Source organism: Microbacterium candidum (genome assembly GCF_030315975.1).
GTDB classification, from domain to species: Bacteria; Actinomycetota; Actinomycetes; order Actinomycetales; family Microbacteriaceae; genus Microbacterium; species Microbacterium candidum.
On sequence record NZ_JASXSZ010000003.1, the window covers coordinates 337,043 to 349,667 of the forward strand.

13 protein-coding genes are annotated in these 12,625 nt (G+C 70.8%); 4 read left to right on the forward strand and 9 right to left on the reverse strand.

All coding sequences use genetic code 11. The annotated features are described in order from the left end of the window. Position 1: 1 nt before the first annotated feature. A complete protein-coding gene (locus QSV35_RS11030) occupies positions 2 to 2,008 on the reverse strand; it encodes an acetyl/propionyl/methylcrotonyl-CoA carboxylase subunit alpha (RefSeq protein WP_286288793.1) in 2,007 nt (668 codons plus the stop codon). A 6-nt stretch (positions 2,009 to 2,014) separates the two neighbouring features. Then, positions 2,015 to 3,616 carry a carboxyl transferase domain-containing protein gene (locus QSV35_RS11035; RefSeq protein ID WP_286289102.1) on the reverse strand — a complete coding sequence of 534 codons (1,602 nt, stop codon included), beginning with the start codon at positions 3,614 to 3,616 and terminating at the stop codon, positions 2,015 to 2,017. A gap of 132 nt (positions 3,617 to 3,748) precedes the next feature. Between QSV35_RS11035 and QSV35_RS11040 the strand changes: the two genes are divergently transcribed. Further along, the gene (locus QSV35_RS11040) at positions 3,749 to 4,348 is read left to right on the forward strand and encodes an SACE_7040 family transcriptional regulator (RefSeq protein ID WP_286288794.1); all 600 of its coding nucleotides are present in this window, start codon (positions 3,749 to 3,751) and stop codon (positions 4,346 to 4,348) included. Positions 4,349 to 4,371: 23 nt separating this feature from the next. Here QSV35_RS11040 and QSV35_RS11045 read toward each other — a convergent pair whose 3' ends face one another. Genes QSV35_RS11045 through QSV35_RS11055 form a run of 3 tightly spaced genes read right to left on the reverse strand, consistent with a single transcriptional unit; the run spans position 4,372 to position 7,882 of the window. Beyond that, the gene (locus QSV35_RS11045; RefSeq protein WP_286288795.1) at positions 4,372 to 5,733 is read right to left on the reverse strand and encodes a dihydrolipoamide acetyltransferase family protein; all 1,362 of its coding nucleotides are present in this window, start codon (positions 5,731 to 5,733) and stop codon (positions 4,372 to 4,374) included. Next, a complete protein-coding gene (locus QSV35_RS11050) occupies positions 5,730 to 6,755 on the reverse strand; it encodes an alpha-ketoacid dehydrogenase subunit beta (protein ID WP_286288796.1) in 1,026 nt (341 codons plus the stop codon). Before QSV35_RS11050 ends, QSV35_RS11045 begins: the two co-directional genes overlap by 4 nt. Beyond that, complete coding sequence (locus QSV35_RS11055) at positions 6,752 to 7,882, reverse strand: thiamine pyrophosphate-dependent enzyme (RefSeq protein ID WP_286288797.1); 1,131 nt, start codon at positions 7,880 to 7,882, stop codon at positions 6,752 to 6,754. Before QSV35_RS11055 ends, QSV35_RS11050 begins: the two co-directional genes overlap by 4 nt. Positions 7,883 to 8,054: 172 nt before the next feature. On the opposite strand from QSV35_RS11055, the gene QSV35_RS11060 reads away from it, so the two are divergent. Then, positions 8,055 to 8,528 carry an Lrp/AsnC family transcriptional regulator gene (locus QSV35_RS11060; RefSeq protein WP_286288798.1) on the forward strand — a complete coding sequence of 158 codons (474 nt, stop codon included), beginning with the start codon at positions 8,055 to 8,057 and terminating at the stop codon, positions 8,526 to 8,528. On the opposite strand, the gene QSV35_RS11065 is transcribed toward QSV35_RS11060, so the two are convergent. Then, the gene (locus tag QSV35_RS11065) at positions 8,500 to 9,504 is read right to left on the reverse strand and encodes a DMT family transporter (RefSeq protein ID WP_286288799.1); all 1,005 of its coding nucleotides are present in this window, start codon (positions 9,502 to 9,504) and stop codon (positions 8,500 to 8,502) included. The genes QSV35_RS11060 and QSV35_RS11065 overlap by 29 nt on opposite strands. 73 nt (positions 9,505 to 9,577) lie before the next feature. Here QSV35_RS11065 and QSV35_RS11070 point away from each other — a divergent pair, with 73 nt between their 5' ends. Beyond that, entirely contained in the window at positions 9,578 to 10,132 is a 555-nt protein-coding gene (locus tag QSV35_RS11070; RefSeq protein ID WP_286288800.1) for a CGNR zinc finger domain-containing protein, read from the forward strand. On the opposite strand, the gene QSV35_RS11075 is transcribed toward QSV35_RS11070, so the two are convergent. After that, the gene (locus QSV35_RS11075) at positions 10,092 to 10,991 is read right to left on the reverse strand and encodes an alpha/beta fold hydrolase (RefSeq protein WP_286288802.1); all 900 of its coding nucleotides are present in this window, start codon (positions 10,989 to 10,991) and stop codon (positions 10,092 to 10,094) included. The two genes, QSV35_RS11070 and QSV35_RS11075, sit on opposite strands and share 41 nt — an antisense overlap. A gap of 81 nt (positions 10,992 to 11,072) precedes the next feature. On the opposite strand from QSV35_RS11075, the gene QSV35_RS11080 reads away from it, so the two are divergent. Continuing rightward, positions 11,073 to 11,798, forward strand: a complete 726-nt coding sequence (locus QSV35_RS11080; RefSeq protein ID WP_286288805.1) for an exonuclease domain-containing protein — start codon at positions 11,073 to 11,075, stop codon at positions 11,796 to 11,798. On the opposite strand, the gene QSV35_RS11085 is transcribed toward QSV35_RS11080, so the two are convergent. Both QSV35_RS11085 and QSV35_RS11090 read right to left on the reverse strand, forming a co-directional pair. Further along, a complete protein-coding gene (locus QSV35_RS11085; RefSeq protein ID WP_286288806.1) occupies positions 11,795 to 12,280 on the reverse strand; it encodes a toprim domain-containing protein in 486 nt (161 codons plus the stop codon). The two genes, QSV35_RS11080 and QSV35_RS11085, sit on opposite strands and share 4 nt — an antisense overlap. A gap of 83 nt (positions 12,281 to 12,363) precedes the next feature. Then, positions 12,364 to 12,621, reverse strand: coding sequence for a type B 50S ribosomal protein L31 (locus QSV35_RS11090; RefSeq protein ID WP_286288807.1), 258 nt, complete (start codon positions 12,619 to 12,621; stop codon positions 12,364 to 12,366). Positions 12,622 to 12,625: the final 4 nt, after the last annotated feature.

The following is a 12,625-nucleotide window of genomic DNA, read 5'->3' on the forward strand; positions in this document are numbered from 1 at the left end:
GTCAGTCTTGCGTGACGGGCGCCGGCGCGTCGACGCGCGCGAGCAGTTCGCCGAGGCGCACCTGGGCGCCAGGGGCGACGGACAGAATGACGACGCCGTCGTGCGGAGCGGTGACCGGGTGCTCCATCTTCATGGCCTCGATGGTCGCGATGCGGTCTCCCGTCGTCACGGCGTCGCCGTCGGCGACGTGTACCGCGACAACGGCGCCCGGCATGGGGGCGCGCAGCTCCGGATCGGATGCGGCGTCCCCCCGCTCGCGGCGGGCGAGACGCAGGTCCGCGGCCTCGCGGCGGGTCAGCGGACGCAGGGCGGTGGTGACGCCGTCGGCGTGCACCCAGAGCAGACCGTCCGGGTCCTCGGCGAGGGCCGCACCCTGCGGCAGCGCGCGGCCGAGAGCGCGCCTGCTGCGCAGGCCGCCCATGGCGACCTCGGGGCCGGGTTCTGCCGCCACGGCGGACCGGATGGCACCGTCGGAGGACTCGAAGGCCTGTGCGACGGGGACGTCGGGCGCGTCCAGCCGGCGGCCGGAGCGCGAGAGCCACAGCGGCGAGGCGTGTCCGGCGTCTTGCTCGGGCATGGCGGCATCGCGGGCGGCGACGAACGTCGCGGCGGCCGTCAGTGCGAGAAGTGACGGCTCCGGGTCGACGTGGGGCGGCAGCCGGTCGATGAGCCCCGTGTCGAGGTCTCCCGCGGCCACGGCGGGCTCGTTCAGCAGCTCGCGGAGGAACCCGATATTGCTCTCGACGCCGAGGAGCACCGTGTCGGCGAGTGCGGCGTCGAGCGCAGAGACGGCGGCCGACCGATCGGGTGCGTGCGCGATGACCTTCGCGATCATGGGGTCGTAGTCGGCGGTGACGACGGAACCGGTCTCGATCGCCGCATCCGCTCGCACCTCGGCGCGCTCGGCGACCGGGGTGAGCGCAGGCCGCCAGTCGAGCACCGTGCCCGTCTGGGGCAGGAATCCGCGCGCCGGGCTCTCCGCATACACACGGGCCTCGATCGCATGTCCCCCGAGCACCACGTCGTCCTGCCTCAGCGGCAGCTCCGCTCCCGCCGCCGCAAGCAGCTGCAGCTCCACGAGGTCGAGCCCGGTGACCATCTCGGTCACGGGATGCTCCACCTGCAGGCGCGTGTTCATCTCGATGAAGAAGAAGTCGTCGGGTCGGTCGCCCGCGACGAGGAACTCGACCGTCCCCGCCCCGACATAGTCGACACTCGCGGCCGCGGCGCAGGCCGCCGCGCCGAGCCGGGCACGCGTCGCCTCGTCGACCACGGGCGAGGGCGCCTCCTCGATGACCTTCTGGTGCCGACGCTGGAGCGTGCACTCGCGCTCCCCGAGGTGGATGACGTTGCCGTGCCGGTCCGCCATCACCTGCACCTCGATGTGCCGCGGGCGCTCGATGAGCCGCTCGAGGAGCAGCGTGTCGTCGCCGAAGGCGGCGGCCGACACGCGTCGCGCCGTGGCGAGCGCCTCGGGGAGCTCGGCTGCGGAGCGGACGACCTGCATCCCCTTCCCCCCACCGCCGGCGGACGGCTTCACGAGCAGCGGGTAGCCCGCTGCCTCCGCCTGCTCCGCGATCTCGCCGTCGGTGAGGCCGGCGGCGCTGAAGCCGGGGACGATCGGCACGCCGTAGGCGCCGACGTGGTCGCGCGCGCGGATCTTGTCGCCCATGACTTCGAGAGCGCGCTCCCCCGGTCCGATGAACACGATTCCGGCGTCCGCGCACGCGCGGCCGAAGGCGGCGTTCTCGGACAGGAACCCGTAGCCGGGGTGCACCGCCTGCGCGCCGGTCTCGACGGCGGCGGCGATGACCGCGTCGATCGACAGGTACGACGCGGACGCCGCCGCCGGGCCGATGCGCACCGCGATGTCCGCCTCGCGCACGTGCGGGGCTTCGGCATCCGCATCGCTGTAGACGGCGACCGAGCGGATGCCGAGCCGGCGCAGCGTGCGGATGACGCGACGGGCGATCTCGCCGCGGTTCGCGACCAGGACTGTTTCAAACATGCGGTGTCACATCCGGAAGACGCCGAAGCGCGGTTCGGGCAGCGGGGTACGGGAGACGACGTCGAGGGCGAGCCCCAGCGCGTCGCGCGTGTCGAGCGGGTCGAGGATGCCGTCGTCCCACAGTCGCGCGGTCGCGTAGTAGGGATCGCCCTGCTCCTCGTACTGCGCGCGGATCGGCGCTTCGAACGCGGCGCGTTCGTCGGCAGGCCACTCCTCGCCGCGCGCCGCGAGCTGGTCGGCGCGCACCGTCGAGAGGACCGAGGCGGCCTGAGGTCCGCCCATCACCGAGATGCGGCTCGCGGGCCACGACCACAGGAACCGCGGCGAGTACGCCCGCCCGCACATCGAGTAGTTGCCGGCGCCGAACGATCCGCCGACGATGACGGTCAGCTTCGGCACGCGCGTCGTCGCGACGGCGGTCACCATCTTCGCGCCGTCCTTCGCGATGCCGCCCGCCTCGGCATCCCGCCCGACGAGGAAGCCGGTGATGTTCTGGAGGAACAGGAGCGGAACGCCGCGCTGATCGCACAGCTCGATGAAGTGCGCGCCCTTGAGCGCGGACTCGGAGAACAGGATGCCGTTGTTCGCGACGATGCCGACAGGATGACCGTGGATGCGGGCGAAACCGGTGACGAGCGTCGTGCCGTACTCGCGCTTGAACTCGTGGAACGCGCTCGCGTCCACGAGCCGCGCGATGACCTCGCGGACATCGTAGGGCTGCGTGACATCCACGGGCACGATGCCGTAGAGCTCCTCCGGGTCGGCCGCGGGCGGCGTGCTCTCCAGCACCGTCCACGCGGGCTCCGCGGGCGCCGGCAGCGTGGCGACGATGTCTCGGACGATCTCGAGCGCGTGCTCGTCGTCCTCTGCGAGGTGGTCGACGACACCCGAGCGCTTCGCGTGCAGCTCTCCCCCGCCGAGTTCCTCCGCGGAGACGATCTCGCCGATCGCGGCCTTCACGAGGGGCGGTCCGCCGAGGAAGATCGTGCCCTGATTGCGGACGATCACCGTTTCGTCGCTCATCGCCGGCACGTACGCGCCGCCGGCCGTGCACGACCCGAGGACGGCGGCGATCTGCGGGATGCCCGCTGCCGAAAGCCGGGCCTGGTTGAAGAAGATGCGTCCGAAGTGGTCGCGGTCGGGGAACACTTCGTCCTGCTTGGGCAGGAACGCGCCGCCGGAGTCGACCAGGTAGACGCAGGGCAGCCGATTCTCCAGCGCGATCTCCTGCGCCCGCAGATGCTTCTTGACCGTGAGCGGGTAGTAGGTGCCGCCCTTGACGGTGGCGTCATTGCAGACGACCATGACCTGCCGTCCGTGGACGAGTCCGATGCCGGCGATGAGCCCGGCACCGGGGGCGTCCCCGTGGTACATGCCGTCCGCGGCCAGCGGCGAGATCTCGAGGAACGGGCTCCCCTCGTCGAGGAGACGATCGACGCGATCGCGCGGGAGCAGCTTGCCGCGGGACGCGTGCCGCTCGCGCGCCCGCTCGGGACCGCCGAGGGATGCCGTGGCGACGCGCTCGCGCAGCGCCTCGGCCAGGCGCGCCTGAGCCTCGTACGCGATCTCGTAGCCCGGGCCGTGTGCGGGCGCCGTGCCGATCCGCATCCCGGTGGGAAGGCCGTTTCCGGTCATGCCATCTCCGTCGACGTCACGATCGCATCACGTCCGTTGAAGAGCACGTGGATGCGCGGTTAGTGTTCATTAACCCAACAGCTATGTTAGTGAGGATTAACTGAAATGCCAAGCGGCTCCACCGAGCGCCGGCGCGCAAAGTCGGATCGTCAGGCTGCGCTCCTCCGTGAAGCCGCCCGGCTCTTCGCGGATCGCGGCTTCAGCGGGGTCAGCCTCGAAGACCTCGGGGCGGCGGTCGGCGTCAGCGGACCGGCCGTCTATCGCCACTTCGCGAACAAGCAGGCGCTGCTCGGCGCCATCCTCGTCGGCGTCAGTGAAGGACTGCGCGACGGAGGCCGCGCCGTCATCGCCCAGCACGACAGCTCGCTGCGCCAGCTCGATGCGCTGGTGGACTTCCACGTCGATTTCGCGCTCGACGAATCGGATGTCATCCGCGTCCAGGACCGCGACCTCGCGAGCCTGTCTGACCACGACCGCTCGCGCGTGCGTCATCTGCAGCGCGAATACGTGGACACGTGGATCGCCGTTCTGCGCGCCCTCCACCCCGAGCGCTCCGACAGCGACCTGCGGGTGCGCGCGCACGCGTGCTTCGGGCTCATCAATTCGACGCCGTACAGTCTGCGCGCGTCGCGCGCCGCATCCGTCGACGACGCCGTCGTGCGCGATGTGCTGCACGACATGGCGATCGCGGCGCTGACGGCCTGACAGCGCCGCGATCACCACGCGGTTCAGCGCAGCAGCATCGCGCGCCCGGGCTCCCCCAAGACTCCCGCGACGTCGCGCAGGAAGCGGGCCGCCTGCTCGCCGTCCACCAGCCGGTGGTCGAACGAGAGGCTGAGCGTCATGACGTCGCGCAGCGCGATCTCGCCCTTGTACTCCCACGGCTGACGCCGGACGGCGCCGAGTGCGAGGATGGCCGCCTCACCGGGGTTCACGATCGGCGTTCCGCCGTCGACGCCGAAGACGCCGACGTTCGTGATCGTGAACGTCCCGCCCAGCATGTCCGCCGGTGCGGTGCGGCCGGCACGGGCAGTTCCCGCGAGCTCCCGGATGGCGTCGGCGAGCTCCACGAGCGTCATCGCGTCGGCATCCCGGACGTTCGGCACGACGAGCCCGCGCTGCGTCGCCGCTGCGATGCCGAGGTTCACGTAACCGAACTCGACGATCTCGCCCGCAGCCTCGTCCCAGCGCGAATTGACGCTCGGCGTCGCGCCGAGGGCCAGGCACACGGCCTTCGCAGCGACCGCCATGATCCCGATGCGATGCCCCTCGAGCGAACGATCGGCGGCGAGGGAGGCGACGAGCTCCGTCGTCGCCGTCACGTCGATCGTCAGGAACGTCGAGGCCTGCGGCGCCGTGAAGGCGCTGCGCACCATCGCGTCGGCCGTCGCGCGACGCACACCGCGGATCGGCGTGCGGGTCTCCCGCGGGCGGCTCGACGCCGGCGCGATCGCGGGCGCTTCGACAGCGGTCGCCTGCGGCGCGGCCACGCGAGCCGCATACTCCTCGACATCGGCACGGGTGATGATGCCGGTCACACCGGAGGCCTCGACGAGCGCGAGGTCCACGCCGAGGTCCTTGGCGAGCTTGCGCACCGGAGGCGTGGACCGCGGGCGCTCCAAGACCGGTTCCGGGGCCTCTCGACGCGGCAGAGCGTCGTGCGGGGCGGCTTCGAGAACCGCCGTGTCCGCCGCGCCCGTCTGACCGACGCCGCCATGCGAGCGTGCGCGGCGCTGCGGACGGCCGCCGGCGCGCGGCGCAGCGCCGTACCCGACGAGGTTCGGGACCGCCTTCTCCGGCTCCGCCGCGGCCTCCTCGACAGGCGCCGCTGCCGGAGCCGCCGCATCCGATTCGCCCGTGTCGATCGTGATGACGACGTCGCCGACCGCGATGACATCGCCCGGCTGAGCGTGGAGCGCGCCGACCGTCCCCGCGTACGGGGACGGCAGTTCGACGACTGCCTTCGCCGTCTCGACCTCGGCGATCGTCTGGTTGAGCGTGACCGTGTCGCCGGGGGCGACGAGCCACTGCACGAGCTCGGCCTCGGGAAGGCCCTCGCCGAGATCGGGAAGCCGGAAGTCCTGGCTCATCGCACTCCCCCCTCGGCGACGATGCCGGTCAGGCTGTTCGGCCGGTCCATCACCCGGTCCACGGCGTCGAGGATCCGATCGAGGTCCGGGAGGTGGAACTTCTCGAGCTTCGCGGGCGGGTAGGGGATGTTGTGCCCCGTGACGCGCACCGGCGCCGCCTCGAGATAGTTGAAGCAGCGCTCCGTGACGCTCGCGACGAGCTCGGCGCCCACGCCCGCCTCGCGGGCCGCCTCGTGGGTCACGACGACGCGGCCGGTCTTGCGCACCGACGCGGTGACCGTGCGATAGTCGACCGGCGAGATCGAGCGGAGGTCGATGACCTCGATCGACGTCCCGTCGTCCTCGGCGGCGGTCGCCGCATCCAGCGCTGTCTGCACCTGCGATCCGTAGGTCAGGATCGTGACATCCGACCCCTCGCGCACGACGCGGGCGAGCCCCATCGGTGCGGCATCCGCGAGCGGGGCGTCGAGGTCGACCTCCCCCTTCGCGTGGTAGAGCCGCTTGGGCTCGAAGAAGACGACCGGGTCGTCGCTGGCGATCGCCTGTCGCAGCACCGTGTACGCGTCCTGCGGGTTCGAGACCGCGACGACGCGCAGTCCCGACGTGTGCACGAAGTACGCCTCGGGCGACTCGGAGTGGTGCTCCGCGGCGCCGACGCCGCCGGCCCACGGGATGCGGATCGTGATCGGCATCTTCACCTTGCCGCCGGTGCGGTAGTGCAGCTTCGCGACCTGGCTCACGATCTGGTCGAACGCGGGGTACACGAATCCGTCGAACTGGATCTCGACCACCGGACGGAATCCGCGGTACGCGAGGCCGACGGCGGTCCCCACGATTCCGGACTCCGCCAGCGGCGTGTCGACGACGCGCTGCGCGCCGAACTCGCCCTGGAGGCCGTCGGTGATGCGGAAGACGCCGCCGAGCTTGCCGATGTCCTCGCCCATGATGAGGACGCGGTCGTCGTCGGCGAGAGCGCGCCGGAGCCCCTCGTTGAGAGCCTTCGCCATCGTCATCTGGGTCATCGTGCGACCTCGCCTTCTGCGTCGGCGAACCCGTCGAGGTACGCGGCGAACGCGACGATCTCCTCGGCGATGCCAGTGTGCGGCTCCGCGTAGACGTCGTCGAAGACGCTCAGCGGGGGCTTGGTCACAGCCCCCAGCGCGGCGGCGCGCACCTGCGCGGCCATGTCGTCGGCGGAGTGCTGGACGGATGCCGCGAACTCGTCGTCGAACTCCCCCTGCGCGCGGAGGTAGGCCTCGACGCGGGTGAGCGGGTCACGTGCGCGCCAGCGCTCGAGCTCCGCCGGGTCGCGGTAACGCGTCGGATCGTCGGAGGTCGTGTGCGGACCCATCCGGTAGGTGACGGCCTCGATGAAGGCGGGGCCGGCGCCCGTGCGGGCGTGTTCGGCGGCCCAGCGCATCGCCGCGAGGCACGCGAGGATGTCGTTGCCGTCGACGCGCATGCTCGGGATGCCGTATCCCGGTGCACGGCCGGCGATGGGAGCCGCCGCCTGGACGCGGACCGGCTCGGAGATCGCGTACTGGTTGTTCGAGCAGACGAACACGACCGGCGCGCCGAAGGATGCGGCGAACACCATCGCCTCATTGACGTCGCCCTGACTCGACGCACCGTCACCGAAGTAGGTCGCCGAGACCTGGTCGGTGCCGTCGCGCTGGATGCCCATCGCATAGCCGACCGCGTGGAGCGTCTGGGCGCCGATGATGATCTGCGGGACGCCGGAGTGCAGCGTATCGGGCTCGAGCGTCGAGTGCGCCTCTCCTCGCCACGACAGCACGAAGTCCGACGGCCGCCCGCCGCGCGCGTACACGACACCGATCTCGCGGTAGCTCGGGAACACGAAGTCGTCGTTGCGCAGGCCCCGCGTGGTGCCGATCTGGACGGCCTCCTGGCCTGTGCAGGGGGCCCACAGCCCCAGCTGACCCTGACGCTGCAGGGCGACGCCCTCCGCGTCGATGCGGCGCAGGACCGCCATCTCGCGGTGGAGCTCGCGCAGCTGCGCGGCATCCACGTCGGCGATCCACGGGTCGAGGACGGAGTCCGCGATACGCTCTCCGTCGGCAGTGAGCAGCCGTGCGACGTCGTCGATGTCGACGCCGATGTCGGCTGCCGGAGTGAGGGTGTGCACCATTGTCCTGACCTCCCATCCGCTCGGGCCTCATGAGCCTCCGCGGGTCGTCCACCGGCCTCGTCGCCGATATACCGCGAGCGTACGTCCGATACGCACCCCGCTCAAGCATTAGGGACACGCTTGAGCATGTTGCGCATCAATACGGGGTCATGGCGTGCTAATCTTGCGCATTATGAGTAACCTCGACCGCGTCGATCTGGAGCTTCTCAGGGCCCTCTCAGTCGACCACCGCGCGACCGTCGTGGCCCTCGCCGATCGGTTGGGCCTGTCACGCAACACGGTGCAGGCGCGCATGGCGAAACTGGATCGCGAAGGCGCGTTCCTGTCGTTCGAGCGGGCCCTGTCGACCCACTCGCTCGGCTTCCCGATCGAGGCGTTCATCCATGTCACCGTGCGGCAGGCCGACCTGCCGCAGATCACGGCCGAACTCGCCCGCATCCCGGAGGTCGTGCAAGCGCACGGCCTGAGCGGTCAGATCGACCTTCTCGTCCGAGTCGCCTGCCGCGACACGCGGCATCTCTTCGACACGGATGCCCGCATCCTCGCCATCGAGGGCGTGGAGCGCACCGAGACCTCGCTCGTCATGGGCGAGGTGATCCGGCACCGCGTGGCGCCGCTCATGGAGCTGGCGCAGCAGGAAGGCTGACGTCGCGCGACGAGCGATCCGAAGAGGCGTCCGCACGCACGAGCACCACGCCGAGGAGGATGAGCCCACCCCCGACGAACTGGATCGGGGCCGGCACCTCGCCGAGCAGGAGCCACGCGAACGCGAGGGCGAAGAGCACCTCGGACAGCCCCACGAAGGACGCGACGCGCGAGCCGATGCGCGGCACCGCCATGACCCCGAACGCGTACCCGAGCGTCGTGGCGACGGCACCGACCCACAGCATCGGGATGTACCACGGCACGACGACGCCGTCGAGCGACACGGAGACGAGCGGGGACTGGAACGGCAGGATGCGGAACGCGCAGAGCGCCCCGATGGCCGCAGCCCCGACGAGAAGGCCGCCGGCGGCCAGCGCGAGCGGCGGAAGGTCGTCTCCGGCGCGCTCGGACAGCACGAAGTAGAAGCACACGCACACCGCGGCCGCGAGGGCGAAGAGCGTGCCGAGCAGATCGAACGCGGCACCGGCGATGTTCACGACGAGCACGAGCCCGACCACCGCCGTGACCGACCCCCACAGCACGAGGCGCGAGGGCGCGCGTCGTGTGCGCAGCCACACGAATCCGACGAGGAGGACCGGGGCCAGGTACTGGATCAGGAGAGCCACCGCCACCGGCATCCGCTGCATCGCGGCGAAATAGAAGAGCTGACATCCGAGCACGGGCAGCAATCCGAACGCGACGATCATGCGCCAGTGCCGCCGCAGGAAGCCAGGCCGCCGCCGCATCGCGCGCACGAGCGCGGGCGACAGGATCACGCCGGCGAGCGTCATGCGCACGAAGAGCGCCGCTCCGAGCGACCACCCCGCTTCGAGCAGGGGCTTCACCAGTGGCCCGCTCGACGAGAACGCCAGCGCCGAGGTGATCCCGAGGAGGAGGCCCGTGGTGCGCATGCGCGCACTCGACGGCGCGGCCGGACGCATGTCGACGACGGGGATGGAGGCGGTCGACGCGGTCATGGGCGATTCCGTCTGTCAGGGGCGAACACTGTTTACACTAGTGACAGTATCGAAAGGGATGTCAGGAGTCAACATGGTATTCATCCATGACACGCGCCAATCGCTCATCGCCGCCGTGCACCTGGTCAACACGCTGCCGGGAATCGATCGCGACGACACGATGCAGACCGTCGACGACCTCGATGCCTACCTCGAGGTCAACCCGTTCACCGGCACGCTGCGGCGGGACGACGCGGAGCTCGCAGCCGTGCGCCGCATCCGTCCGCGGCTGCGTGCCCTGTGGGACGTCGATCGCGAGGGAGCGGTCCCGCTCGTCAACGAGATGCTCCGGGACGGCAAGGCCCTCCCTCAGCTCACGATCCACGACGGATACGACTGGCACATCCACGCGACCGACGACGACTCACCACTGGAGACCCGGATCCTCGTCGAGGTCGCGATGGCGTTCGTCGACGTCATCCGCGCGGACGAGTACGGTCGCGTGCGCGTGTGCTCGGCCGACGACTGCGATGCCGTCTACGTCGACTACTCGAAGAACGGGTCGAAGCGGTACTGCGACATCGGCAACTGCGGCAATCGCATGAACGTCAACGCCTATCGGCTCCGGAAGGCGCAAGAAACCGCGTGATCGCGGATGCCGCCGGCCGCGGCGTCTCGTAGTGGATCAGGTGGCCGACGTCGGGGATCTCGACGAGTTCCGCCCGCGGGAACAGCGTCGCGAGCGTCCGCTCGGCCTCGATGGGCGTGATGTCGTCCTTCTGCGCGGCGATGAGGAGCGTCGGCTGTGCGATCCGCGGCGCGAACTCCCGGACGTCGTGCGAGACCGACGCGACGAACGCGTCGCGCAGCACATCGCGGTCCGCGAATCGCGAGAAGTACGTGTCGTGCTGGTCGTGGATGAAGCGGCGGAGTTCCGGATCCTTCGTCTTCGCCATCGAGACGCTCATCGCGCGTACGATCGCGGGGCTGCGCAGGAGCGACTCTCCCGCCCGTCGCGGAAGTCTGGCTCCGGCCCAGTAGTAGAACACGGCGAGACGCGTCAGCACGCCGCGCGGACCCTCGAGCGCGGGAGCGCCGATCGGGTTGACGAGGATCAGCCGCTCGGTCGGGAGGCCGCCCGCCACGGCGGCCGCAGCCACGATGGAGCCGAAGCTGTGCCCGAGGACGACCGACCCCGGGGCGGCGGCCGCGGCGAACGCCGTGAGCCACTCGGCATAGGTCTCGAGCGTGTGCGTCCGCCCCGGCAGCGGTGCGCTCTCCCCGAAGCCCGGCAGATCGGGCGAGACGATGCGGATGCCGGGAAGCTGTGCGACGACGGGCTCGAGGCCGTGGTGCTCGCCGCGGAAGCCGTGCACGGCGAGAACCGTCGTCTCGGCGTCGGCAGGCCCGTACACCCAGTACGCGGTGGTGCCGCCCAGCGCTGCGATCTCGCGCCGCTCGACAGGGATGTCGGCGAGCTGCGCGGCGTATGGATTCAGGGCGGTCACCTCTCGAGTGTACGAGCCGGTCCTGAGCGCGGGCGGCGTGCCGGACGGGCGGTGTCCGAGGGTCTGCATACCGTTGTCGGCATGGACCAGCCCCTTGCGCTCTTCGAGATGGACGCGCCGGAATGGGCTTACGGCGTCGGCGTCTTCGATCTCGAGACGACGGGGGTTGATGTCGCCGAGGACCGCATCGTGTCCGCACACGTCGGAGTGCTCGGCCACGACGGAGTCGTCCGGCGATCGCGCGCGTGGCTGGCCGACCCGGGGATCGAGATTCCGGCCGAGGCGAGCGCCGTGCACGGGATCTCGACCGAGTTCGCACGCGCGCACGGCCGGCCCGTGCGAGACGTCGTCGCCGAGGTGGTCGACACTCTGCGCGCCGTGTTCGCCGCGGGGTACCCGGTTGTGGCCTACAACGCCCCGTTCGACTTCTCGATGCTGCGGTACGAGGCGATCCGGCACGGCATCACGCCGATCGCCGATCCTTCGCCCGTGATCGACCCGCTCGTCCTCGACAAGTTCGTCGACCGCTATCGGCCGGGCAAGCGCACCCTGTCCATCGTCGCGGAGCACTACGCCGTGCCCTTGGAGGACGCGCACGACGCCTCCGCCGACGCCGTCGCCGCGGGCCGTGTGGCTCTGGCGCTCGCCTCCCGATTCGCGCCGGCACTCCCCCGCACCGCAGGCGAACTGCATACGCGGCAGATCTCGTGGGCGCGCGCACAAGCCGAGAGCCTCACCGAGTACTTCGTGCGCATCGGGCGCATCGATCCCGACGACCGCCTCGACGGACGCTGGCCGATCCGCTAGCGCTGCGCCCGAGCGACGAGCGCCGCCAGCGGAGCCGGCACGTCCGGGAGCGGCACGGCTCCCGCGAGAAGTCGCGCATAACGCGCCTTGTTGCCGCTTCGTCCGCTGATGAACCGGGCGAGCTGCGCCTCCGTCGGGCGCCCGCGCTGCGCCGGCTGAGCCTGCAGCCGCCGGAACGACCCCAACTCGCCCTGGTCGGCGATCACGCGTTCGACGGCCGGCGCGCCGAGGGCGCGGATCAGTTCGCCCTCGAGATCGGGATCGCACACGAAGACCTCATCCACGACCGGCTCGAGGGCCCGGCGCTCCGCGTTGTCGACCAGCCCCAGCAGCCGCCGGCCGACCAGCGTCCGCGCCACCATCCGTGCGCCCTGTGCGCCGCCCGCGACATGGATCTCGGGCACCCGGAGCCCGAAGCGCTCCGCGATCGTCTCCACGGCGATCCGGTCGCTCTCCCCCTCGACGACGACAACGGTGCTCACGCCATCACGCTACGCCCGCGACTGACGCCCGGATACGACGAAGGCCCCGCCGCAGCGGGGCCTTCGCGAAGTCGACGCGCGGATTACTTCGCGGCGCCGCCGAAACCCTTGAAGCGCTGGTTGAACTTCTCGACGCGGCCGGCCGAGTCCATGATGCGCTGCTTGCCCGTGTAGAACGGGTGCGAAGCGGACGAGATCTCGACGTCGATGACGGGGTACTCGACGCCCTCGAACTCGATGGTCTTGTCGCTCGAGACGGTCGACCGCGTGAGGAAAAGCTCACCCGAGCCGAGGTCGCGGAAAACGACGGCCTGGTAGTCGGGGTGGATGTCAGTCTTCATGGGA